This is a genomic window from Paraburkholderia sp. J69-1, from assembly GCF_905220255.1.
GTDB lineage: Bacteria > Pseudomonadota > Gammaproteobacteria > Burkholderiales > Burkholderiaceae > Paraburkholderia.
The window spans coordinates 160,800-183,643 of record NZ_CAJMZG010000017.1 but is presented as its reverse complement, the minus strand read 5'-3'; the positions used below and the strand labels follow the sequence as shown (position 1 = coordinate 183,643).

Genomic DNA, 22,844 nt, shown 5'->3' with positions numbered 1-22,844 from the left:
ACGGTCCGCGCCGTTTTGTTTTGTGCGCGCAAGTTCGTCGATTGACGGCAAACGTGCGCGCATTATCGGCGATATGGTCGCATGCCGTAGAGGGTGAAGGTGAGTTCAGATAAAAAGGGTGCGTTCGATTCGATCGTCGAGCGCGAACGCGGTTTGCGCCGCGGGCTGTCCGCCGGTCAGATTACGATGATCGCCATCGGCGGTGCGGTCGGCACGGGCTTGTTCCTTGGCAGCGGTTTCGCGATCAGCTTCGCCGGACCCGGCGTGCTGATTTCCTACGCGATCGGCGCGCTGATCGCCTTGTTGCTGATGGGCGCGCTCGCCGAGATGACGGTGGCGCATCCGACGTCTGGTTCGTTCGGCGCGTATGCCGAGCACTACATCGGGCCGCTGGCGGGTTTTCTCGTGCGCTATGCCTACTGGTCGGCGTATGTGCTGGCGGTGGGCACCGAGGTATCGGCCATCGCCGTGTACATGAAGTTCTGGTTTCCGCATGTGCCTGGGCTGTACTGGATCGTCGGTTTCTCGGCGGCGTTGATCGTCGTGAACGCGATGAGCGTGCGCGCCTACGGTTCTATCGAATATCTGTTCTCCAGCCTCAAGATCGCCGCGATCGTGGCTTTTATCGTGCTGGGCGCGTGGTTCGTCTGGCATGCGCCGGCGGATTCGGGTGTGGGCGTGGCCAACTACACTTCGCACGGCGGCTGGCTGCCCAAGGGCTGGTGGGGCGTGTGGGTGGGCACGATCGTGTCGCTGTTCAGCTATCTCGGTCTGGAAACCATCGCGGTGGCCGCCGCCGAGGCGCAAGACCCGCAGCGCGCCGTCACGCGCGCGTTCCGCGCCACGGTCGTGCGTCTGGTGTTGTTCTACCTGCTCACGCTCGCGCTGATGCTGGCCATCGTGCCGTGGACGCAGGCGGGCGGCAACGAAAGCCCGTTCGTGAAGGTGATGGCCGAAACCGGCGTGCCGTACGCCGCGGGCGCGATCAACTTCATCGTGCTGGTGGCCGCGCTCTCGGCCATAAACAGCCAGCTCTACATCACCACGCGCATGATGTTCAGCCTGTCGCGCGCGGGTTATGCGCCGGCGGTGTTCGGGCGCCTCACGCGTCAGGGTGTGCCGACTGCTGCGCTGTCGCTGTCCACCATCGGCATTGCGGTTTCAGCCGTGCTCAATGCGCTCTGGCCGCAAACGGCGTTCACGCTGATGATGTCGATCGCCATGTTCGGCGCGATGTTCACGTGGCTGATGATCTTCGTGACGCAGATTTTCTTCCGCGCGAAGCAGGGCGGCGAGCCGCTGAAATTCCGCATGTGGGGCTTTCCGTTCACCAGCGTGCTGGGTGCGTTGCTGATGCTCGGCATTCTGGTGGGCACGGCGTTCACGCCGGAATTCCGCATGACGATGGCCTATGGCGTGGCATTCCTCGTGGTGCTGACGATCATCTACACGCTCTGGTATCGGCGACGTGAAACGCCGGCCGCCACGTCTGGCGTGGCCCGCTAGGCGCGCCCGGCTAGGCGCGCCCCGCTAAAAGCAAAAAAGCACGCTCCAGAGCGTGCTTTTTTGTTGCCGCAACGGCACGGGGAGTCAGTGCTTGCCCGTGCTGCCGAAGCCGCCTTCGCCGCGCTGGCTGGCTTCGAAATCATCGACGACATTGAACTGCGCCTGCACGACCGGCACGATCACGAGTTGCGCCAGACGCTCCAGCGGATTCAGCGTGAAGGTGGTGTGGCCGCGGTTCCAGGTGGAGATCATCAGTTCGCCCTGGTAGTCCGAGTCGATCAGACCGACCAGGTTGCCCAGCACGATGCCGTGCTTGTGGCCCAGACCCGAACGCGGCAGGATCAGCGCGGCGTAGCCCGGATCGGCGAGGTGAATCGCCAGACCCGTCGGGATCAGCTTCGTTTCGCCCGGTTCGAGCGTGACCGGCGCGTCGAGGCACGCGCGCAGATCGAGGCCCGCGCTGCCCGGCGTGGCGTAGTGGGGCAGCTGGTCGCGCATGCGTTCGTTGAGAATTTTGACGTCGATTTTCATGGGGTGTGCGGTTGAGTCAGTGTGGATCGAGGCGCGTTATCGGGATAACTCGAACGCCTCGGCGAGCAATTCGTAGGAGCGCAGGCGTGCCTTGTAGCTGCCCGCGACGGTGAGCACGACGAGTTCGTCGGCGTGAAAACGGTCCTGCAATGTGCGCAGCCGTTCCGTCACGCTTTCAGGCGTGCCGATGATGCTGCGCGGCTTTTCGCGATCGATCACGAGCTGTTCGCGCTCGCCGTATTCCTGCGCGCGGCCTTGTTCGAGGCTCGGGATCGGCGCGTTCAGGCCGTAGGCCATCTGCACGCGGCGCAGATCGACGGCTTTTTCCAGCGCGGCGGCTTCGGCTTCGGTGTCGGCGCAGATCGCGAACACGGCGCAGGCCAGATACGGCCGCGCTTCGTGGCCCGCCTGGAAGCGCTCGCGGTACGCATTCGCCACCAGATGCCCGAAGTGCGCGTTGATGAAATGCGCGAACGAGAAACGCAGGCCCAGTTGCGCGGCCAGCTCGCCGCCGAAGTCGCTGGAGCCGAGCACCCAAAGCTGCGGGCGCGTGGCGATCTGCGGCTGCAGCACGACGCCTTGCGCGAGGTGATCGTCGGCGAGCGTGCCGTCCATCAGGCCGACCAGATCCTGCACCTGCTGCGCGAACTGGTCGCCGCGATTGTAGGCGCCTGCCGCGACGGCCTGTGCCGTGCGCATATCGCCGCCCGGCGCGCGGCCCACGCCCAGATCGACGCGGCCCGGAAACAGCGCCTCAAGCATCATGAACTGCTCGGCGACCTTGAACGGGCTGTAGTAGGGCAGCATGATGCCGCCCGAACCGATGCGGATGCGCTTCGTCACGCTGCCCAGACGCGCCAGCATGACTTCGGGGCAGGGGTTGCAAACGCCCAGCAGGCCGTGGTGTTCGGCGCACCAGTAACGCGTGTAGCCGAGGTCGTCGGCGAGCTGGGCGAGTTCGATGGTGGCGGCGATGGCGTCCGCCGCGCTGTGCCCGGCGATCACGGGCGACTGGTCAAGTACGGAAAGCAGTGTCATGGCGGGACTGCTCCTTCAACTACGGGCGGCAAGGTCGATACCTTGCCGCGTGCATCAAGACAATTTCAGGACAACCTCAGGACAGGATGCCCGTGTCCGGCAGGCGTTTGGCGATTTCCGCGATCAGCGTCTGCGCGAGCGTGACTTTCGCCGCGCGCGGCAGCGGCGTGCGACCGCTGGCTTCGAACAGCACGACTTCATTGTCGTCCTGACCGAAGGTGAGCGGGCCCAGATTGCCGATCAACAACGGCACCTTCTTGCGCGCGCGCTTTTCTTCGCCGTGCACTTCCAGGTCGCCGCTTTCGGCGGCGAAGCCCACGCAATACGGCGGATTCGGCAGTGCCGCGACCGAGGCGAGAATGTCGGGGTTCTCGACGAAGGAGAAGGTGGGCATGCGCTGCTCCGCCGTCTTCTTGATCTTGTGTTCCGCGACATGATCGACGCGCCAGTCGGCGACCGCCGCCACGCCGATAAAGACATCGGCATCGGGCACGCCGCGCATCACGGCGTCGTACATCTGCTGCGCGGTCTGCACGTTCTCGCGGTACACGCCCCAGGGCGTTTCCAGCGCGACCGGACCGGCCACCAGATGCACTTCCGCGCCGGCCTGCTGCGCAGCGCGGGCGAGCGCAAAACCCATCTTGCCGCTCGAACGATTGGTGATGCCGCGCACCGGATCGAGCGGCTCGAACGTCGGCCCGGCGGTGATCAGCAGCTTGCGGCCTGCCAGCACTTTGGGCGCGAAGAACGCGACGATCGCTTCATAAACGGCTTGCGGCTCCAGCATGCGCCCGTCGCCGACTTCGCCGCAAGCCTGCGGACCGGAATCGGGGCCGAGCGTTTCGATGCCGTCCGCGCGGATCTGCGCGACATTGCGCTGCGTGGCCGGGTTTTGCCACATCTGCCGGTTCATGGCCGGCACCACCAGCAGCGGACAGTCGCGCGCGACGCACAGCGTCGAGAGCAGATCGTCGGCGAAACCGTGGGCGAGCCTGGCGATAAAGTCGGTCGAGGCGGGCGCGATGACGATGGCATCCGCTTCGCGCGACAAATCGATGTGCGCCATGTTGTTGGGCACGCGGGCGTCCCACTGGCTCGTGTAGACGGGGCGGCCCGAGAGCGCCTGCATCGTCACGGGCGTGATGAACTGCGTGGCCGCTTCGGTCATGACGACCTGCACGGTCGCGCCGCCCTTGGTCAGCAGACGCGTGAGTTCGGCGATCTTGTAGCAGGCGATGCCGCCCGACATGCCGAGCACGAGATGGCGCCCGGCCAGCTCGCCAGACTTGTTTTCCAGATCGGCTGCGGAGGTGTTCAAGGCCAGTCTCCTCGGTCTCTTGGCGTCACGCGTGCGTTAGCGCGAACCGCGCACGCGGCGCAGTTCGTCGAACACCAGCAGCACGGCGCCGACGGTGATCGCGCTATCCGCGACGTTGAACGCCGGCCAGTGCGACGCGCCCAGATGGAAGTCGAGGAAGTCGATCACGTGGCCGTACATCAGACGGTCGAGCACGTTGCCGAGCGCGCCGCCCAGAATCAGCGAAAGCGCCGTGCAGAACATGCGCTGACCCGCATGACGCTTGAGCAGATAGCTGATCACCAGCGCCGCCACGACGCCCAGCGCCGTGAAGGCCCAGCGCTGCCAGCCGCCTGCCGCCGCGAGGAAGCTGAACGCCGCGCCCTTGTTGTACACGAGCACGAGGTTGAAGAACGGCGTGATGACACGGCCTTCGCCGTAAGCGAAGACCTTCGAGATCGCGATTTTCGTGAGTTGATCCGCGAGGATCACGATCACCGCGATGCCGAGCCACGGCACGAGCGTGCCCTTGGCGCCATTGGCGCCGTTCGGCTTGACCTGCTTCGACAGGGTTTTGGCCATTATGCGGCGCTCCGGTTTTCGCCGTTACCGAACAGATTCACCACGCAGCGGCCGCACAGGCCCGGGTGTTCCGCGTTCGCGCCCACGTCCTCGCGGTAGTGCCAGCAGCGCTCGCACTTGAGGTACTTCGACGTGACCACTTCGACGCCTTCGTCGGCTTCGCTTTCCACCTTCACGACTTCCGCCGCCGAGGTGATCAGCACGAACTTGAGGTCGTCGCCGAGCGAGGTGAGGGCGTCGTAACGCGCGCCGCTCGCGAGAATACGCACTTCGGCCTGCAGCGACGAGCCGATCTGGTTCGCCACACGCGCTTCTTCCAGCGCCTTCGTCACGTTGCCGCGCACTTCGCGCAGCAGCGTCCACTTGGCGATCAGTTCCGGCGCGTTCGCGACATCCGGGAACGCGTGGAAGGTTTCCGTGAAGATGGTTTCGGTGTTCGGCTGGAACACCTTCCACGCTTCTTCGGCCGTGAACGAGAGGAACGGCGCGAGGATGCGCAGCAGGCTGTGCGTGATGTGGTGCAGCGCGGTTTGCGCGCCACGACGGGCGGCCGAATCCGGCGCGCTCGTGTAGAGGCGGTCCTTCAGCACGTCCAGATAGAAGCCGCCGAGGTCTTCCGAGCAGAACGTCTGCAGCTTCGCCACGACCGGGTGGAACTCGTAGCGGTCGTAGTGCGAGAGCACGTCGTTTTGCAGCGTGTGCGTGAGCGCCACCGCGTAACGGTCGATTTCGAGCCACTGATCGGCCGGCAGCGCGTGCTTGTCGAAGTCGAAGTCCGACAGGTTCGAGAGCAGGAAGCGCAGCGTGTTGCGGATACGGCGATAGCCTTCCGTCACGCGCTTGAGAATTTCTTCCGAGATCGCCAGTTCGCCCGAGTAGTCGGTCGAGGCGATCCACAGACGGATGATTTCCGCGCCCAGACGGTTCGCGACTTCATGCGGATCGACGCCGTTGCCGAGCGACTTCGACATCTTGCGGCCTTCGCCGTCGACGGTGAAGCCGTGCGTGAGCAGCGCGTTATACGGCGGGCGGCCGTCGAGCATCGAAGCGGTCAGCAGCGACGAGTGGAACCAGCCGCGGTGCTGGTCCGAGCCTTCCAGATACAGGTCGGCCGGGAATTGCAGTTCTTCCGCGTGCGAGCCGCGCAGCACGTGCCAGTGCGTCGTGCCCGAGTCGAACCACACGTCGAGCGTGTCGCGGTTCTTCTCGTACAGGTTGGCGTCGTCGCCGAGCAGTTCGCGCGGGTCGAGCGTCTGCCAGGCTTCGATACCGCTTTGTTCGACGCGCTTCGCGACTTCTTCGAGCAACTCCAGCGTGCGCGGATGCAGTTCGCCCGTTTCCTTGTGCACGAAGAAGGCCATCGGCACGCCCCATTGGCGCTGGCGCGAGAGCGTCCAGTCCGGGCGGTTGGCGATCATCGAGAACAGGCGCTGCTTGCCCCACGACGGGTAGAACGCGGTGGCTTCGATGCCTTCGAGCGCGGTTTCGCGCAGCGTCTTGCCGCCGTCCTTGGGCGTGACATCCATGCCCGCGAACCACTGCGAGGTGGCGCGGTAGATGATGGGCGTCTTGTGGCGCCAGCAGTGCATGTAGCTGTGCAGGTACTTTTCGCTGCGCAGCAGGGTGCCGGCGGCGTCGAGCGCATCGACGATCTTCGGGTTTGCGTCCCAGATCGACAGGCCGCCGAACAGCGGCAGCGATTCGACGTAGCGGCCATCGCCCATCACCGGGCTGATGATGTCCGAGTCGACCATGCCGTGCGCCTTGCACGACACGAAGTCTTCCACGCCGTAGGCGGGCGCCGAGTGCACGATGCCGGTGCCGGTGTCGGTCGTCACGTAGTCGCCCAGATAGATGGGCGAGGTGCGCGCGTAGCCTTCGTGCGCCGAAGCGAGCGGGTGGTTAAAGCGCAGTTCCGAGAGCTTGTCGCCCAGCGTCGTGGCGATGACCGTGCCTTCGAGACCGAAGTCCTTCAGGCAGGCTTCGACGCGCTCCTTGGCGAAAATCAGCAGGCCGCGCGGCGTGTCGACCAGCGCGTACTCGATTTCCGGGTGCACGTTGAGCGCCTGGTTCGACGGGATCGTCCAGGGCGTGGTGGTCCAGATGACGATGCCGCCTTCTTCGCGCGGCAGCGCGGGCAGGCCGAACGCCGCAGCCGTTTCAGCGGGCTGCGCGAACGTGAACAGCACGTCGATGGTCGGATCGGTCTTGTCCTTGTACTCGACTTCCGCTTCGGCCAGCGCCGAGCCGCAGTCGAAGCACCAGTTCACCGGCTTCAGGCCGCGGAACACGTAACCCTTTTCGATGATCTTCGCGAGCGCGCGGATTTCGCCGGCTTCGTTGGCGAAATTCATCGTCTTGTACGGGTTGTCCCAGTCGCCGAGCACGCCCAGGCGCTTGAAACCCGCCTTCTGCGTTTCGATCTGGCCGGCGGCGTACTCGCGCGCCTTCTTCATCACTTCCTGCGCGGGCAACGACTTGCCGAACTGCTTTTCGATCTGGATTTCGATCGGCATGCCGTGGCAATCCCAGCCCGGCACGTAGACCGCGTCATAGCCCGCCAGATTGCGCGCCTTGACGATCATGTCCTTGAGAATCTTGTTCACCGCGTGGCCGAGGTGGATGTCGCCGTTCGCATACGGCGGGCCATCGTGCAGGATGAACTTCTTGCGGCCCTTCGAAGCGGCGCGGATCTTCTTGTAGAGCCCCTTTTCTTCCCACTCCTTCACCCATTGCGGCTCGCGCTTTGGCAGATCGCCGCGCATCGGGAACGCGGTATCGAGCAGGTTGACGGGGTACTTCGATTCGGACTTCTGCGGCTTGCCGGAGGATGCTTTCTTGTCGCTCATGGTGATATCACGGTGAATTCGGGGATGCACGGCGTCAGCATTGCGGCCAGGCCGCGCAACCGTCGCCTCGCGCGCCATGTGCGGCACAGGCCGCGTGGCGCGAAGGGGCGAAGCGGTCCGTTCGGATGTCGCGCTGGCAGAAAGTGCAGAAGCCGGCGCGGCGCCCGTGGACCGCAAGTCACCTAATTCGGTCGGTCGCCGAGGTGGCGAAACCGGTGGAACGTCCGCCGGGTGTATCCGCGCTCGCGTCGACACCCGCCGCGGCGAACCACGCGCGGGCATGCGTCACGTCGCGCGCGATGGCGGCGGTCAGCGTTTCGAGGTCGGCGAACTTCTCCTCGTCACGCAATTTCTTGAGGAACTCGACGCGTACGAGCTTGCCGTAGGCGTCGCCATGCCAGTCGAGCAGATGCACTTCGAGCAGCACGCGGCCCGAATCGTCCACCGTCGGGCGCAGGCCGAGGCTGGCGACGCCGGGCAGCGGATGATCGGCGATGCCATGCACCTGCACGACGAAAATGCCTTTGAGCGCGGGGCGCTTGTGGCCGATCGGCAGATTCAGCGTGGGGAAGCCCAGGTCGCGGCCCAGCTTCAGGCCGTGCGTGACGTGCCCGCTGATTTCATAGCCGCGGCCCAGCGAGGCGCGCGCCGCGTCCAGATCGCCGGCCGCGAGCTGCGTGCGCACGGCGGAACTGGAGATACGCACGCCGGATGGATCGGCGACGGTAGCCATCTGCTCGACTTCGAAACCATGTTCCGCACCCGCCACCTGCAGCGAGGCGAAATCGCCCGCGCGCTTCGCGCCGTAGCGGAAGTCGTCGCCGATCATCATCCAGCGCGCGTGCAGGCCGCCCACGATGATGCGCGAGACAAAATCGTCCGGCGACTGACTGGCGAAGGTGTGGTTGAAATGCTCGACCACCACGCGGTCCACGCCGTTCTCGCGCAGCGCTTCGAGCTTGTCGCGCAGCATGGCGATGCGCGGCGGGGCGCTCGCAGGATTGAAGAACTCGCGCGGATGCGGTTCGAAAGTCATCACGCAGACGGGCAGGCCGCGCGCGTCGGCCGCTTCGCGCACGCGCGCGAGCAATGCCTGATGCCCGCGGTGGACACCGTCGAAGTTGCCGATGGTGAGCGCGCAGGGCGCGCGGCTTTCGGCATTGGGAAGACCGCGGAAGACTCTCACGATAACGGGACCTGAGCGGACGCCAGCCTGGCGTCCTGAATTTGACCGAATGAGACCACGAATGTGACTGGTTCGGCGGCGATTAGCCGCGACGGAACAGGAGATTATAAACGCACGCGACGCCGATCGCCGCCGCCCGAGCGTGAGGAGTGCCGCCCAATGATAAAATCCGCGGATGAAAAATCTCGTCATCCTGATTTCGGGACGGGGAAGCAACATGGAAGCCATCGTGCGCGCCTGCGCGCACGAAGCCTGGCCGGCGCGCATCGCCGCCGTGATTGCCAACCGCCCGGATGCCGCGGGGCTTGCGTTCGCAGCCTCGCATGGCATCGCCACGGCGGTCGTCGATCACCGCCAGTATCCTGATCGGGTCAGCTTCGACGCGGCGCTCGCGCAAACCATCGACGGCTACGCGCCGGACCTCGTCGTGCTCGCCGGCTTCATGCGCGTGCTGACGGAAGGCTTCGTCCAGCATTATTCGGGCCGGATGCTTAACATCCACCCGTCGCTGCTGCCGAGCTTTCCGGGCCTCAAGACGCACCAGCAGGCGCTCGACGCGGGTTGCCGCGTCCACGGCGCGACGGTGCATTTTGTCACGCCCACGCTCGACCATGGGCCGATCGTCGCACAGTCGGCAGTGCCGGTGCGGGCGGGCGACGATGCCGCCGCGCTCGCTGCGCGCGTACTGAAGACCGAACATGAGATGTATCCGCGTGCGGTGCGCTGGTTCGTCGAAGGGCGCCTCGCGCTCGACGGCGAGCGCGTGACGCTCGCAGCACCCGAGCCGCAATGGCTCTTCCTTGACGACGCAAACGAAGCACAAGCACACACCGCCGGGGAGGGCGCATGAGGCTGCATGGTTTTTTGATTGGACAAACTGAGACGTTGCTTGCCGACGTTCTGAAATTCACGGGTCCCGCTGACGCGGCGACGAGCCGTTTCTTCCGCGAGCATCCGAAGCTCGGCCACGCCGAACGCGGTGTGATCGCCGAAGCCGTGTTCGCGGTGCTGCGCCGTCGCATGGAGTTCGCGCATCTGGCCGAAAGCGGTACGGGCAACCCGACGCGACGTCTCACGCTGCTCGGCCTGATGGCCACGGCGGGCCGCAACGCGATTCGTCCCTTTGTGTCGGACGCCGAAGCCAGCTGGCTCGAGCACGTCGCGAAGATCGACCCGGCGAGCCTGCCGCTGCGCCAGCAGCTGAACCTGCCCGACTGGATCGTCAAGGCGCTGGATTCGCGCTTCGACGCCGCCGAGCTCGCTCAACTGGCCGCCGCGCTGAACTACCCGGCGCCGCTGGATCTGCGCGCGAACCCGATCAAGGCGAACCGCGAAGAACTGATTCGCGCGCTGTCGGAATCGGGCATCGAAGGCGCTGAAACGCCGTTCGCACCGTTTGGCGTGCGCGTGACGGGCAAGCCGGCGCTGTCGAAGCTCGACGCGTTCAAGAACGGCTGGTTCGAAGTGCAGGACGAAGGCAGCCAGCTGCTGTGTTCGCTGCTCGCGCCGCGCCGCGGCGAAATGGTGGTGGACTTCTGCGCCGGCGCGGGCGGCAAGACGCTCGCACTCGGCGCGATGATGCGTTCGAGCGGCCGTCTCTACGCCTTCGACATCTCCGAAAAGCGTCTGGCCAAGCTCAAGCCGCGTCTCGCGCGCAGCGGCCTGTCGAACGTGAATCCGGTGCTGATCGATAGCGAACACGACGCCAAGATCAAGCGCCTGATCGGCAAGATCGACCGCGTGCTGGTGGATGCGCCGTGCTCGGGTCTGGGCACGCTGCGTCGCAACCCCGACCTGAAGTGGCGTCAATCGCCGGAATCGGTCGCGGAACTCGCGCCCAAGCAACTGTCGATTCTCACCAGCGCCGCGCGTCTGCTCAAGCGCGGCGGCCGTCTCGTGTACGCAACCTGCAGCATTCTGGAAGCGGAAAACGAAGCGGTCGTGAAGCAGTTCCTCGAAGCGCACCCGGACTACGCGCTGGTGCCCGCGCGTGAGGTGCTGGCGGATCAGCGCGTGGGTCTCGATACCGGCGATTACCTCTCGCTGTGGCCGCACCGCCACGCCACGGACGGCTTCTTCGCCGCCGTGCTGGAGCGTCGCGGTGATGCGCAGCCGAAGACGAAGAAGGCCAAGGCTGAAACGACGCCTGACGAAGCCGCAGCGGCCACGGAAACTGCCGATGCGATCGCCAAAGCGCAGCAGCTCGAAGCCGCCGAGCCGGACGCCGCGCTCGAATAAGCTTCAGCGTTGCAGCCAGCCGCGCTGAAAAGTTCGGCTGGCAGGCGCGCGGGGCCGTCCGGTGCAGACCGGGCGGCCCCGCGTCGCTTGGGTCGTCGTTTCTGGCAACGGAACTCGAAGCAGGACTTGATTCACCAGAATTACCGGACGCGAAAGCGCTCATGATGGAAAACCGTTTGTTCTCACACATGCTGGGCGGCGTGATCCGCGACTTCGGCCAGCCGGTCATGCTCTGGCAGGCCGCCGTGCTGATCGGCGCGCTGGTGCTCGCGTGGCTGATCGCGCGGCTGTTGCGTCACGCGCTCGAAGCGCGCCGCCAGGTCCGCTACGAGGCGCTGCGCTTCGGCGCCGAAAGCCTCTCCCGCGCGCTCTTTCCGCTGATCGGCGCGGGCTGCGTCTGGGCCACGCGCGAGATATCCAGCAACTTCATCCACACCTCGCTGCTGAATCTGGCCCTCGTGCCGCTGTTCGGCATCGGGCTGATTTACATCGCGTTCTTCTTCGCGCGGCGCGTGTTCAGCCGCGACGGTCAGACGCACGCGTGGCTCTCGATCGCCGAAAAGCTGGTGTCGTTGATCGTCTGGCTCGGCATGCTGTTTACGGTGCTCGGCATTCAGGACGACGTGCTCGCGTGGATGGAGAGCGTGCGCTTTCGCATCGGCACGGCGCATGTGACGCTGTTGTCGCTCGCCACCGGCGTGCTGTGGGTCTGCGTGACGATGTTGGTGGCGATCTGGGCGGGCGCGGCGCTCGAAGATCGTCTGATGCGCGCCACGACCATCGACGCCAATCTGCGCGTCGTGCTCGCGCGCGTGGGCCGTGCGCTGCTGGTGTTCGCGGCGATTCTGTTCAGCCTGTCGATCGTCGGCATCGACATTACGGTGCTGGGCGTGTTCGGCGGCGCGCTGGGCGTCGGGCTCGGGTTCGGCTTGCAGAAGATCGCGAGCAACTATGTGTCGGGCTTCATCATCCTGATCGACCGCTCGTTGCGTCTGGGCGACACCATCAACGTGAGCGGCCTCGCCGGCAAGGTGACGCAGATCCGCACGCGCTACACCGTGGTGCGCGGGCTCGACGGCGTGGAAACGCTGATCCCGAACGAAAAACTGATCACCGATGTCGTACAGAACCAGTCGTCGTATCTGACGCGTGGCTACGCGAAGGCGGCGGTGCAGGTGGCCTACGACACGAATATCGAACAGGCGATGGCGCTGCTCGCGCGCGCCGCCGAGGGCGTGGACCGGGTCTTGAACGATCCGGCCCCGACCCCATATCTGGCAGGCTTCGGCGCCGATGGCATCAACCTGGAACTGGGTTTCTGGATCGCCGATGCGGCTAACGGCACGTCGAGCGTGCGCTCGAACGTGAATCTGAACATCTGGCGCTTATATAACGAGCACGGCATTTCGATTCCGTTCGCGCAGCGCGAGGTGCGGATCATCGGTCAGGGCCTGCCGGTTGGACTGCCGGTCGTCGCGAATGACGCTTTGAACACCGCCGAAGCGGGAGGCGCAAGTGGGGCGGCCCAGACGCGCTGATGCCATCGAATCGAGGCTAAAAGGGCCGAAAGGCTGAGGCGATTCTGGAGGGGCAAATCAGGTGCGGCAAAGCGCCTCCAGGGGCTAAAATTCAGCCTCATAGCCGTTGACTCAGACGTCATTAGGGAAAAAAATCTTCATTTGTTACAAACACTTGGAACGGTTCTAGTAGAATGCCGTCCAAACTCTCCTGAACGCTTTCACTTTTCTGACAACGGCGTAAGGCTCCCGGGCCGGCACGCTTCGTTTCACGGGTACGAACCTTGTTGAATTCCCTGCTTGATTTTCTCGCCCACGGGGTGCTGCATTTCTCGTGGTGGCAGATCCTGCTCTGCGCGCTGGCTGCGACGCACATCACGATCGTCGGCGTGACGGTGTATCTGCACCGCTGCCAGGCGCACCGTGCGCTCGAACTGCACCCGATCGCGAGCCACTTCTTCCGTTTCTGGCTGTGGATGACCACGGGCATGCTGACGGGCCAATGGGCGGCTATCCACCGCAAGCACCACGCCAAGTGCGAGACCGAAGAAGATCCGCACAGCCCGCAAACGCGCGGCATCTGGAAGGTGTTCCTCGAAGGCGCCGAACTCTATCGCGCCGAAGCGAAGAACGAAGAAACGCTGCGCCGTTTCAGCCACGGCACGCCTAACGACTGGATGGAGCGCAACGTCTACACGCGCTTCCCGATCCTCGGCGTGAGCATCCTGATGGTCATCGACGTCGCGCTGTTCGGCGTGCTCGGTCTGACCGTCTGGGCCGTGCAGATGGCGTGGATTCCGTTCTGGGCCGCCGGCGTCGTGAACGGTCTGGGCCACTTCTGGGGTTATCGCAACTTCAACTCGTCGGATGCCAGCACGAACCTGTTCCCGTGGGGCATCATCATCGGCGGCGAAGAACTGCATAACAACCACCACACCTTCGCGACGTCCGCGAAGCTGTCGAACAAGTGGTACGAGTTCGATATCGGCTGGATGTATATCCGTCTGATGTCGGCAGTGGGTCTGGCCAAGGTCAAGAAGGTCGCGCCCACGCCGCGTCTGGCCAAGGAAGGCAAGCTGATCGCCGACCACGAAACGCTGCAGGCCGTGCTCTCGAACCGCTACGAAGTGATGGCGCGCTACGCCAAGGCCGTGAAGCAGGCCTATCGCCAGGAACTGGCGCACCTCAAGGAAGTGGGCGAGCGCGAGAAGTACAAGATCATGCGCGGCGCCAGCAAGTGGGTCGCCAAGGAAGAAGCCAGCCTGAACGAGCCGCAGAAGCGTCAGCTGCCGCAGATTTTTGCGAACAGCCAGAAGATGCGCACGTTCATCGAACTGCGCAACGAACTCGCGCAGATCTGGGATCGTTCGAGCGCTTCGCGCGAACAACTGCTCACGCAGCTGCAGGATTGGTGCCATCGTGCCGAACAAAGCGGCATCAAGGCGCTGCAGGAATTCGCGTCGCGTCTGCGCCGCTACGCCTGATGCACCCTGCGTGATCTGAAGAAAATCCATTAGAATTCAGATACGTCACAAAACCCCGCGCTGGCGGGGTTTTTCTTTTTGGGCCGCGGATTTAAGTGGTGCCGCGGCGGTTGGCAGGGCAGCAACGATGCATGGGATCAGGGCAGGCCGCTTGCGCGGCAATCCTGGTCGACAGAGGAGATCATGAGTCAGGCGATTAAAGCGGTCGAATACGACCGTCCGCAGGGCGCGATGTGCGGTGTCGGACAGGCGTGGGCGAAGGTGCCCGACGCGCCTTCGATGGCCGAGCGCGCTGCGTTGAAGGAGCGCATCCGCGCATTGCTCAAGCGCGAGAAAGCGGTGCTCGTCGCGCACTATTATGTCGATCCTGAATTGCAGGAGCTGGCCGACGAAACCGGCGGCTGCGTGGCCGATTCGCTCGAAATGGCGCGCTTTGGCCGCGATCACGAGGCCCAGACGCTGGTGGTTGCCGGTGTGCGCTTCATGGGCGAGACGGCGAAGATACTGAGCCCGAACAAACGCATTCTGATGCCGGACCTCGACGCGACCTGTTCGCTCGACCTCGGCTGCCCGGCCGACGAATTCTCCGCGTTCTGCGACCAGCATCCCGACCGCACCGTGGTCGTTTACGCCAACACCAGCGCCGCCGTGAAGGCACGCGCGGACTGGATGGTGACGTCGTCGATCGGTCTCGAAATCGTCGCCGATCTGCACGCGAAGGGCGAGAAGATCCTGTGGGCGCCGGACCGCCATCTGGGTAGCTACATCCAGAAGAAGACGGGCGCCGACATGCTGCTCTGGCAAGGCTCCTGCCTCGTGCACGACGAATTCAAGGGCGTCGAACTCGATCTGCTGCGCGCCGAATATCCCGATGCCAAGGTGCTCGTGCACCCGGAATCGCCCGAAGGCGTGGTGGCGCTCGCGGACGTGGTCGGCTCGACCACGCAGCTGATCGACGCCGCCGTGAAGCTAGACGCGCAGCGTTTCATCGTCGCGACCGATCTGGGCATTCTGCACAAGATGCGTCTGGCGGCGCCCGGCAAGACCTTCATCGAAGCGCCCACGGCCGGCAATAGCGCAACCTGCAAGAGCTGCGCGCATTGCCCGTGGATGGCCATGAACGGCCTCGCGAATCTGGCCGATGTGCTGGAGCGCGGCCACAACGAAATTTTCGTCGATGCCGCCATCGGCGAACGTGCGCGTCTGCCGATCGACCGCATGCTGGCGTTCGCGGCCGAGCACAAGCGTCGCGTGCAGGCGAGCGGCGATCTCGCGCGTGACACCGCGCTGTTCTCTCAAGTGGGGCCGGCGTAAATGGGTGCTCTGGAATTGATGGCAGTGAACGCGGTCTCGACCGTGCTGCCCGAAGTGCGTGCGCAATACGGCGCGGCGTTCGATGACGCGATTGTGCGCAATGTGGCCGATGCGCTGGCGGAAGACGTCGGCAGCGGCGACCAGACCGGGCGTCTCGTGCCCGCCGACGATGTGCGCGACGCGCGCATCATCGTGCGCGAAGATGCGGTGCTGTGCGGCGTGCTGTGGTTCGACGGCGTGGTGAAGCAGGTCGATCCGCGCATCGAAGTGCGCTGGCACTATCGCGAGGGCGATCGCATGACGGCGGACACGCCGGTCTGCTCGCTGCGCGGTCCGGCGCGCTCGCTGCTCACGGCCGAGCGCAACGCGATGAACTTCCTGCAGCTGCTCTCGGGCGTGGCGAGCGCGACGCGTCGTTACGTCGATGCCATCGCGCACACGAAAACCCGCATCCTCGACACGCGCAAGACGCTGCCGGGCCTGCGCCTCGCGCAGAAGTACGCGGTGCGCGTGGGCGGCGGCGCGAATCAGCGTCTGGCGCTTTATGACGGCATCCTGATCAAGGAAAACCACATCGCGGCGGCGGGCGGCGTGGGCGCGGCGATGAACGCGGCGCTCGCGCTCGACGCAGGCGTGCCGATCCAGATCGAAGTGGAAACGCTCGAACAGCTCGACACGGCGCTCGCCCACGGCGCGACCTCGGTGCTGCTCGATAACTTCTCGTTCGAGATGATGCGCGAAGCGGTGACGCGCACGGCGGGCCGCGCGGTGCTCGAAGTTTCGGGCGGCGTGAACTTCGATACCGTGCGCACGATCGCGGAAACCGGCGTGGACCGCGTGTCGATCGGCGCGCTGACGAAGGACGTGCGCGCAACCGACTACTCGATGCGGATCGTCTGAGCGGCAAGTCCCGCTTGCGCTTGAAAAGCAAAAAGGCCGTCTCGCGAGAGATGGCCTTTTCTATTGTGCCGGGCGTTTGCGCGGGCGTTGCCTGAGCGCTTACGACACCGTGCGATTGCGCACGTGCTGCGGCGACAGCACGCTCGGCAGCGCCTTGGGCAGCGAATTCGGCCAGTCGCGGCTGTAGTGCAGGCCACGGCTTTCGCGGCGCGAACGCGCGCTTTCGACGATCAGCGACGCCACTTCCACGAGGTTGCGCAGTTCCAGCAGATCGCGCGTGACGCGGAAGTTGGCGTAGTACTCCTGGATTTCGTCGCGCAGCAGCGAAATACGATGCTGCGCGCGTTCGAGACGCTTGTCCGTGCGCACGATGCCCACGTAATTCCACATCAGGCGGCGCAGTTCGTCCCAGTTGTGGGCGACCACGACTTCTTCATCCGAGTCCGAAACGCGGCTCTCGTCCCAATCGGGCAGCGGAGCGTGCGCGCCCGCTTCGAAGCCTTCGGCCTCGATCGCTTCAGCCGCCGAGCGGCCGATCACCAGGCATTCGAGCAGCGAGTTGCTGGCCAGACGGTTCGCGCCGTGCAGACCCGTGTACGACGTTTCGCCGACGGCATAGAGGCCCGCGAGATCGGTGCGGCCCGCCAGATCGGTGACGACGCCGCCGCAGGTGTAGTGTGCGGCGGGCACGACCGGAATCGGCTCTTTCGTGATGTCGATGCCGAACTCGCGGCAACGCGCCAGCACGGTGGGGAAGTGCTCTTCGAGAAACGCCGCCGGTTGATGGCTGATATCGAGATGCACGCAGTCGATGCCGTGTTTCTTGATCTCGAAGTCGATCGCGCGCGCAACGATGTCTCGCGGCGCGAGTTCGGCGCGCGCATCGTGTTCGGGCATGAAGCGCGTGCCGTCGGGCAGACGCAGCAGGCCGCCTTCGCCGCGCACGGCTTCGGTGATCAGGAAGGACTTGGCGTGCGGGTGGAACAGGCAGGTCGGGTGGAACTGGATGAATTCCATGTTCGCCACGCGGCAGCCCGCGCGCCAGGCCATGGCGATGCCGTCGCCGGTGGCCGTGTCGGGGTTGGTCGTGTAGAGATAGACCTTGCCCGCGCCGCCGGTCGCCAGTACGGTGTGCGGCGCCTGGATCGTCACCGTGCGGTCGTTTTTCAGGTCGAGCGCGTAGAGACCGTGGCAGCGGCGGCCCGGCAGGCCAAGGCGGTCGGACGTGATGACGTCGATCGCCTGGTGATCTTCGAGAATCGTGATATTCGGATGCTGGCGCGCGCGTTCGAGCAGGGTCTGCACGACGGCGTGGCCGGTGGCGTCGGCGGCGTGAATGATGCGGCGATGGCTGTGGCCGCCTTCGCGCGTGAGGTGAAAGCCCAGTTCCGCGGCGGCGTCCTTCGTGAACGGCACGTCCTGCGCGATCAGCCATTCGATGGCGGCGCGGCCGTGCTCGACGATATAGCGTGTCGCGCTTTCGTCGCAGAGTCCGCCGCCGGCGACGAGCGTGTCATCGACATGGTTTTCCACGCTGTCGGCCGAGTCGAGCACCGCGGCGATGCCGCCTTGCGCACGATCGCTCGCGCCTTCCGTCATCGCGCGTTTGGCGATGATCACCACGCGGCGCGATTCGGCAAGGTTCAGGGCGACGCTCAATCCCGCCAGCCCGCTGCCGACGATCGCTACATCGAAATTCATGGTCCTGCTTCTCCGTCTCTTTTGTTCTGCGCTGACTGCTGTCCGCTGTCATGTGCGTGCCCAGGTTGCATGGTAGGCGCGTCGGCGGCGGGTGAAGCGGCAAGCATACTCCGAGAGGGGAGCGTAGGAAAAGCCGCACTTGCGGCGAGAGGCAGAAAAGGTACGGAAAAGCGGCACGCAAAAGCCTGTTACGCGATGTGCGAAAGAGGCATGACGAAATCTGGGCCGGAAAAGGAAAAGCCCCGCTGGAAGCGGGGCTTTTCTTGTCTTCGTCAGGCTCGAAACCGGATCAATTACTTGATCTTGGTTTCCTTGTACTCGACGTGCTTACGAACAACCGGGTCGAACTTCTTGATCGACATTTTTTCCGGCATGTTGCGCTTGTTCTTCGTCGTCGTGTAGAAGTGACCCGTGCCTGCGGTCGACTCGAGCTTGATCTTGTCGCGGATACCCTTGGCCATGATTTACTCCTTACAGTTCGCCGCGTGCGCGCAGGTCTGCGAGCACGGAATCGATGCCGTTCTTGTCGATCAGGCGCAGGCCTGCGTTCGAGATGCGCAGACGCACCCAACGGTTTTCGCTTTCAACCCAGAAACGGCGATTTTGCAGATTCGGGAGGAAACGGCGCTTGGTTTTGTTGTTAGCGTGGGAAACGTTGTTGCCGCTCATCGGCGCTTTCCCAGTGACTTGGCATACACGTGCCATGAGTGCACTCCTACGGAATTCGGAGTTCGAGAGCCGCTGAAGGTTTCCCAGGCGAGAAATGGCCGGAATAAGAGCGCGCTCACGTATGGATGAGAGACAACCTCGAACCCAGGCCGTATTTCCCCTGGAACGCCTCAAAGGGCTTCAGAACAGGGTTGGAAATAGGCAAACCGCGATTCTAGCAGAAAAAATCCAGGAAAATCAAACGCAATTTGCGGATATCGTGGTGGCGGTGTCGGCTGGACGCCTCAGTCCAGGCCATGGCGGGCAAACGAAAACGTCTCCTGCGTGCCGATGATCAGGTGGTCGCCCAGCTGGACATCCACGAGTGCGAGCGTTTCGCGCAGAACCCGGGTGAGGCGCCGGTCGCTCGCGCTTGGCTGGACCGCGCCGGACGGATGGTTGTGCGCCACGATCAGGTGCGCGGCGTTGAGCATCAGCGCCCGTCGCACGATTTCACGAGGATACACCGCCATGCGGGTGAGTGTGCCGCGCGTACTTTCCTCGGTGCGGATCAGCCGGTGCCGGATATCGAGAAAGAGGCAGATGAACACCTCATGGGCGCGCCCGCCGATCAGCAGGCGCAAATAATCGTCCACCGCGCCGGGCGAATCGATCAGCGGTTTTTCCTCGATCTGCTCGGCGAGCGCGCGCCGCGCCAGTTCCAGCACGGCCACGAGCTTCGACGCCTTGGCCGGGCCGATGCCGCGCAGCCCTTCGAACTCTTCGCGCTGGGCGTCGAGCATCGCGCGCAGCGAGCCGAAGTGCTTGAGCAGCGAGCGCGCGACATCGAAGACATCGTGGCCGGGCAGGCCGGAGCCGAGCAGCAGCGCGACCAGTTCGAGGTCGGAGAGCGAGCCGGGGCCGGCTTCGCGCAGCCGCTCGCGCGGCATGGCGAGGCGGCGCGGCACGCCGGGTTCGGGCGGCGCGAACGACACCGAAGGCAAAGGCGCCTCAGACCCCACTGGCGTCGCGGGTTTCAGGCCCGGCAAGGGCGGCAACGGCGGCAGGGGATTCGCGCTCGCGGCCTCGCTGCCCCGATGCGGTTTGTCACAGGCGATTTCGAACATTCGACCTCCTCAAGACCGGCGGGGCACGCCTTGCGCGCGGCGTCCGTCGATGATCTATGTGCCTTACAATAGGCGTTTTCCGACCGCTGGAACGCCAGGCGGCCGGGCCGGCCCTTTCGGGCGCTTGGGGCGAGCACGCGCGGCGGGCGCGCCCAGACGAAAATGAGTACCGCATGAGCATCATCGACATCTCCGAGGTGAAACCCGGTTCCCACGTCACGTTGCACTACCGGCTTTCGCTCGCCGATGGCACCGAGATCGTCAACACCTTTGTCGACCGGCCCGCCACGCTGTTGCTGGGCGCCGGCCAGCTCGCGCCGCCGCTTGAAGACATTCTGCGGGGTCTGAAGGTTGGGCACCACTCCACCTTTCAGCTAGAACCGGGTGTCGCCTTCGGTCAGCGCAATCCCGACCTGATCCAGCGCATCTCGCTCAAAACGCTGCGCGACAATGCGGTGATCGGTGAAAGCTTCCGCCCTGGCGACCTCGTCGAATTCAACGCACCTAACGGCGACCGTTACGCCGGCGTGCTCAAGGAAGTCAACGAGACTTCCGCGCTCTTTGATTTCAATCACCCGCTCGCTGGCCAGGCGGTTGCGTTCGAAGTGCAAATCATTGGAATCCTGTAAAGAAAGCCCATGACCACGGATACGTCCTTTCTCGCCAACGCTGAAATTCTGCTAGCCCAGCCGCGCGGTTTCTGCGCCGGTGTCGACCGCGCCATCGAGATCGTCGAACGGGCTATCCAGATCCATGGCGCGCCGATCTACGTGCGCCACGAAATTGTCCACAACGCGTATGTCGTCGAAGACCTGCGCAAGAAAGGGGCGATTTTCATCGAGCAGCTCGATGAAGTGCCGTCCGGCAACACGGTGATCTTCAGTGCGCACGGCGTCTCCAAGGCGGTGCGCGCCGACGCCGAATCGCGCGGCCTGCGCGTCTACGACGCGACCTGTCCGCTCGTGACCAAGGTGCACGTCGAAGTCGCGAAGATGCGCGACGAAGGCCTCGACATCGTCATGATCGGCCACAAGGGCCATCCTGAAGTCGAAGGCACGATGGGCCAGGTGGGCGAGGGCATGTATCTCGTCGAAGATATCGCCGATGTCGCGGCGCTCACGCTGCGCGATCCGCAACGCGTGGCGTTCGTCACGCAGACCACGCTTTCCGTGGACGATGCGGCCGACATCATCGCCGCGCTCAAGACGCGTTTCCCGGCGATTCGCGAGCCGAAGAAGCAGGACATCTGCTACGCCACGCAAAACCGTCAGGACGCCGTCAAGTTCATGGCGCCACAGTGCGACGTCGTGATCGTGGTGGGCAGCCCGAACAGCTCGAATTCGAACCGTCTGCGCGAAGTCGCGGAAAAGCGTGGCATTCCTGCCTATATGGTGGACGCGCCCGACCAGATCGATCCGGCCTGGCTCGAAGGCAAGCGCCGTATCGGCCTGACGGCTGGCGCTTCGGCGCCCGAGGCGCTCGCGCAGCAGATCATCCAGCGTCTGAACGAGCTGGGCGTGCGCAACGTGCGCGCGCTCGATGGCATCGAAGAGAACATCGCGTTCCCGTTGCCGCGCGGCCTGGGTCAGCCTGCCTGAGGCAGGCAGATCGACAGGCGCTTTGCCGCTCCCCTAAAAGCGCGCCGATGGCGCGCTTTTTTATTGCCCGCGCACCAGGAAGGCGAAGCGCGGGCCGCTCAATAAATGGGGCTCCATCATCGGAAATGTGCGGTGAACCGCGTTGCTACACCCTGTTCGTATTAGTGTTTTCGCTATAGGGCAGGGTGGATTTCGGTGGTGTGACCCCTTTTAATGGGGTCATCGGAGTCCTGAATAATTCATCTGCACCAAAGCGGTGCTGTCACTCAATACCCATTTAAATGCTCACCCTCAGACAGGCGATGCCCGCCCCATAAGGCGTAGCGGCGCACGCCCGCAACACTTGATGCGAATTGCGGCGAATTCTGGTGCAACTGATGCACGAAAATGCGGCGCAACCAAAGGTGCAACCTCTGACGGCTTCTTCTTTCAGGGAGTGGTTGCAATGCAGGAAAACCCTGTCGGTTCAACAATATTGCCGGCTGCATAATTGGAGTTACAATGCGCGCGTTCTGAGGGCCGGACATCCGTGCGAGGCCCACCAGACAAGCATTTCGGAAGGCGCAGGAGACCTGTTTAATGCAATTCGAGTTTGCTTTTGCCGCGTCGTCGGCACCTGCGGTTGCGCCACGCCTCGCGTGGTTCTCCTGTGGTGCCCGAACGGGCATGAGTGCGACATCGATGACCGTTGCGCTCCCGGAGGAAACCGATATGCGATCCGGAAACGACGATGACAACGGACGGAAGCGCCTTGGGGAAAGGCGCTTCAGCCACATGGGCCTGAAGCAGGGCCATGCTGCCGAGCCGACCGGAATCGCAATCGCCTCTGTAGTCATGAAAACTGGCACGCATGTTGCATGTAGCAGCAGCGCCGCGAAACCCGCAAAAGTGGATTTCGTAACGGACCCAAAAGTTGTCGCCGATGTTGCCGTAAAAGGTGGCGCGGCTTCGACTCAAGATCTGTCAGCCGGTTTGCCCGCCGTACTGCGCGGCTCCACAGCGTCGCTTGACGCCGTGTCCGCAGGTGCAGTGGGCCGCCCGGGAAAGGGAGTCATGACGCATGGTGCAAACGTGGCTGGCCGCAAGGCTCGTAACGTGCGCGTCGCAGCGAACGTGACAGGTAGTTGAACCCGACGGCACCGAACCATCCGACGGTGCCGTTTTTGCATCCGCCCTGGCGAGCCTGCCGCTGCAACACAGCGGCAACGCGAACCGGAGGTGGCCAACCGTTACCGGTCTTTTACTTCAGTACCCGAGAGTGTCGTTGCGGTTCCGTAAAACATCGCCCACCGGCCGATGACAAGCGCGAATCCGGTCGCACGGGCAAA

The 22,844-nt window shown here is 64.3% G+C and carries 20 protein-coding genes; 10 read left to right on the top strand and 10 right to left on the bottom strand.

Translation table 11 applies throughout. The features are described 5' to 3' along the window. Nucleotides 1-99 precede the first annotated feature (99 nt). Nucleotides 100-1,506 carry an amino acid permease gene (locus U5A67_RS27885; protein ID WP_321816741.1) on the top strand — a complete coding sequence of 469 codons (1,407 nt, stop codon included), beginning with the start codon at nt 100-102 and terminating at the stop codon, nt 1,504-1,506. 84 nt (nt 1,507-1,590) lie between these two features. Here U5A67_RS27885 and dut read toward each other — a convergent pair whose 3' ends face one another. The 6 genes from dut to U5A67_RS27855 form a co-directional block, all read right to left on the bottom strand. Beyond that, a complete protein-coding gene (gene dut / locus U5A67_RS27880; RefSeq protein WP_205984637.1) occupies nt 1,591-2,037 on the bottom strand; it encodes a dUTP diphosphatase in 447 nt (148 codons plus the stop codon). A 36-nt stretch (nt 2,038-2,073) separates the two neighbouring features. After that, a complete protein-coding gene (locus U5A67_RS27875; protein WP_321816742.1) occupies nt 2,074-3,075 on the bottom strand; it encodes an LLM class flavin-dependent oxidoreductase in 1,002 nt (333 codons plus the stop codon). Between the two features lie 76 nt (nt 3,076-3,151). Continuing rightward, entirely contained in the window at nt 3,152-4,372 is a 1,221-nt protein-coding gene (gene coaBC / locus U5A67_RS27870; protein ID WP_321816820.1) for a bifunctional phosphopantothenoylcysteine decarboxylase/phosphopantothenate--cysteine ligase CoaBC, read from the bottom strand. Between the two features lie 57 nt (nt 4,373-4,429). Next, a complete protein-coding gene (lspA, locus tag U5A67_RS27865) occupies nt 4,430-4,954 on the bottom strand; it encodes a signal peptidase II (RefSeq protein ID WP_205984639.1) in 525 nt (174 codons plus the stop codon). Continuing rightward, a complete protein-coding gene (gene ileS, locus U5A67_RS27860) occupies nt 4,954-7,803 on the bottom strand; it encodes an isoleucine--tRNA ligase (protein WP_321816743.1) in 2,850 nt (949 codons plus the stop codon). Before ileS ends, lspA begins: the two co-directional genes overlap by 1 nt. A 178-nt stretch (nt 7,804-7,981) precedes the next feature. Continuing rightward, nucleotides 7,982-8,989 (bottom strand): bifunctional riboflavin kinase/FAD synthetase, encoded by a 1,008-nt coding sequence (locus U5A67_RS27855; protein WP_321816744.1) that lies wholly within the window; start codon nt 8,987-8,989, stop codon nt 7,982-7,984. A gap of 175 nt (nt 8,990-9,164) precedes the next feature. Here U5A67_RS27855 and purN point away from each other — a divergent pair, with 175 nt between their 5' ends. From purN to nadC, 6 genes are all read left to right on the top strand, one after another. Then, nucleotides 9,165-9,839 (top strand): phosphoribosylglycinamide formyltransferase, encoded by a 675-nt coding sequence (gene purN, locus U5A67_RS27850; protein WP_205984642.1) that lies wholly within the window; start codon nt 9,165-9,167, stop codon nt 9,837-9,839. Beyond that, the gene (locus tag U5A67_RS27845; RefSeq protein ID WP_321816745.1) at nt 9,836-11,227 is read left to right on the top strand and encodes an RsmB/NOP family class I SAM-dependent RNA methyltransferase; all 1,392 of its coding nucleotides are present in this window, start codon (nt 9,836-9,838) and stop codon (nt 11,225-11,227) included. The genes purN and U5A67_RS27845 overlap by 4 nt, the downstream gene beginning before the upstream one ends. A gap of 161 nt (nt 11,228-11,388) precedes the next feature. Further along, complete coding sequence (locus U5A67_RS27840) at nt 11,389-12,765, top strand: mechanosensitive ion channel family protein (protein ID WP_321816746.1); 1,377 nt, start codon at nt 11,389-11,391, stop codon at nt 12,763-12,765. A 263-nt stretch (nt 12,766-13,028) separates the two neighbouring features. Beyond that, nucleotides 13,029-14,228: an acyl-CoA desaturase gene (locus U5A67_RS27835; protein WP_205984644.1), complete on the top strand. Its 1,200-nt coding sequence runs from the start codon at nt 13,029-13,031 to the stop codon at nt 14,226-14,228. 183 nt (nt 14,229-14,411) lie between these two features. Further along, nucleotides 14,412-15,542, top strand: coding sequence for a quinolinate synthase NadA (nadA, locus tag U5A67_RS27830; RefSeq protein WP_205984645.1), 1,131 nt, complete (start codon nt 14,412-14,414; stop codon nt 15,540-15,542). Next, nucleotides 15,543-16,442: a carboxylating nicotinate-nucleotide diphosphorylase gene (gene nadC, locus U5A67_RS27825; protein ID WP_321816747.1), complete on the top strand. Its 900-nt coding sequence runs from the start codon at nt 15,543-15,545 to the stop codon at nt 16,440-16,442. It begins immediately after the preceding gene. A 99-nt stretch (nt 16,443-16,541) separates the two neighbouring features. On the opposite strand, the gene nadB is transcribed toward nadC, so the two are convergent. From nadB to radC, 4 genes are all read right to left on the bottom strand, one after another. Then, complete coding sequence (nadB, locus tag U5A67_RS27820; protein WP_205984647.1) at nt 16,542-18,143, bottom strand: L-aspartate oxidase; 1,602 nt, start codon at nt 18,141-18,143, stop codon at nt 16,542-16,544. A 293-nt stretch (nt 18,144-18,436) separates the two neighbouring features. Continuing rightward, a complete protein-coding gene (gene rpmG, locus U5A67_RS27815) occupies nt 18,437-18,604 on the bottom strand; it encodes a 50S ribosomal protein L33 (RefSeq protein ID WP_027817504.1) in 168 nt (55 codons plus the stop codon). 10 nt (nt 18,605-18,614) lie between these two features. Next, nucleotides 18,615-18,848: a 50S ribosomal protein L28 gene (gene rpmB / locus U5A67_RS27810; protein ID WP_027794135.1), complete on the bottom strand. Its 234-nt coding sequence runs from the start codon at nt 18,846-18,848 to the stop codon at nt 18,615-18,617. A 248-nt stretch (nt 18,849-19,096) separates the two neighbouring features. After that, nucleotides 19,097-19,918 carry a RadC family protein gene (gene radC, locus U5A67_RS27805; RefSeq protein WP_321816748.1) on the bottom strand — a complete coding sequence of 274 codons (822 nt, stop codon included), beginning with the start codon at nt 19,916-19,918 and terminating at the stop codon, nt 19,097-19,099. Nucleotides 19,919-20,091: 173 nt separating this feature from the next. Here radC and U5A67_RS27800 point away from each other — a divergent pair, with 173 nt between their 5' ends. The 3 genes from U5A67_RS27800 to U5A67_RS27790 all read left to right on the top strand — a co-directional run bounded on the left by U5A67_RS27800 (nt 20,092) and on the right by U5A67_RS27790 (nt 22,644). After that, a complete protein-coding gene (locus U5A67_RS27800) occupies nt 20,092-20,547 on the top strand; it encodes an FKBP-type peptidyl-prolyl cis-trans isomerase (RefSeq protein ID WP_183720364.1) in 456 nt (151 codons plus the stop codon). A gap of 9 nt (nt 20,548-20,556) precedes the next feature. Next, nucleotides 20,557-21,516: a 4-hydroxy-3-methylbut-2-enyl diphosphate reductase gene (gene ispH / locus U5A67_RS27795; protein WP_205984649.1), complete on the top strand. Its 960-nt coding sequence runs from the start codon at nt 20,557-20,559 to the stop codon at nt 21,514-21,516. Between the two features lie 579 nt (nt 21,517-22,095). Next, nucleotides 22,096-22,644 carry a hypothetical protein gene (locus U5A67_RS27790; RefSeq protein WP_321816749.1) on the top strand — a complete coding sequence of 183 codons (549 nt, stop codon included), beginning with the start codon at nt 22,096-22,098 and terminating at the stop codon, nt 22,642-22,644. Nucleotides 22,645-22,844: the final 200 nt, after the last annotated feature.

Coding starts and splice junctions, on each gene's coding strand:
- dut (WP_205984637.1), bottom strand. CDS start 2,037: ATGAAAATCGACGTCAAAATTCTCAACGAACGCATGCGCGACCAGCTG.
- U5A67_RS27875 (WP_321816742.1), bottom strand. CDS start 3,075: ATGACACTGCTTTCCGTACTTGACCAGTCGCCCGTGATCGCCGGGCAC.
- lspA (WP_205984639.1), bottom strand. CDS start 4,954: ATGGCCAAAACCCTGTCGAAGCAGGTCAAGCCGAACGGCGCCAATGGC.
- ileS (WP_321816743.1), bottom strand. CDS start 7,803: ATGAGCGACAAGAAAGCATCCTCCGGCAAGCCGCAGAAGTCCGAATCG.
- purN (WP_205984642.1), top strand. CDS start 9,165: ATGAAAAATCTCGTCATCCTGATTTCGGGACGGGGAAGCAACATGGAA.
- U5A67_RS27845 (WP_321816745.1), top strand. CDS start 9,836: ATGAGGCTGCATGGTTTTTTGATTGGACAAACTGAGACGTTGCTTGCC.
- U5A67_RS27840 (WP_321816746.1), top strand. CDS start 11,389: ATGATGGAAAACCGTTTGTTCTCACACATGCTGGGCGGCGTGATCCGC.
- nadA (WP_205984645.1), top strand. CDS start 14,412: ATGAGTCAGGCGATTAAAGCGGTCGAATACGACCGTCCGCAGGGCGCG.
- nadC (WP_321816747.1), top strand. CDS start 15,543: ATGGGTGCTCTGGAATTGATGGCAGTGAACGCGGTCTCGACCGTGCTG.
- nadB (WP_205984647.1), bottom strand. CDS start 18,143: ATGAATTTCGATGTAGCGATCGTCGGCAGCGGGCTGGCGGGATTGAGC.
- rpmG (WP_027817504.1), bottom strand. CDS start 18,604: ATGGCCAAGGGTATCCGCGACAAGATCAAGCTCGAGTCGACCGCAGGC.
- rpmB (WP_027794135.1), bottom strand. CDS start 18,848: ATGGCACGTGTATGCCAAGTCACTGGGAAAGCGCCGATGAGCGGCAAC.
- radC (WP_321816748.1), bottom strand. CDS start 19,918: ATGTTCGAAATCGCCTGTGACAAACCGCATCGGGGCAGCGAGGCCGCG.
- U5A67_RS27800 (WP_183720364.1), top strand. CDS start 20,092: ATGAGCATCATCGACATCTCCGAGGTGAAACCCGGTTCCCACGTCACG.
- ispH (WP_205984649.1), top strand. CDS start 20,557: ATGACCACGGATACGTCCTTTCTCGCCAACGCTGAAATTCTGCTAGCC.
- U5A67_RS27790 (WP_321816749.1), top strand. CDS start 22,096: ATGCAATTCGAGTTTGCTTTTGCCGCGTCGTCGGCACCTGCGGTTGCG.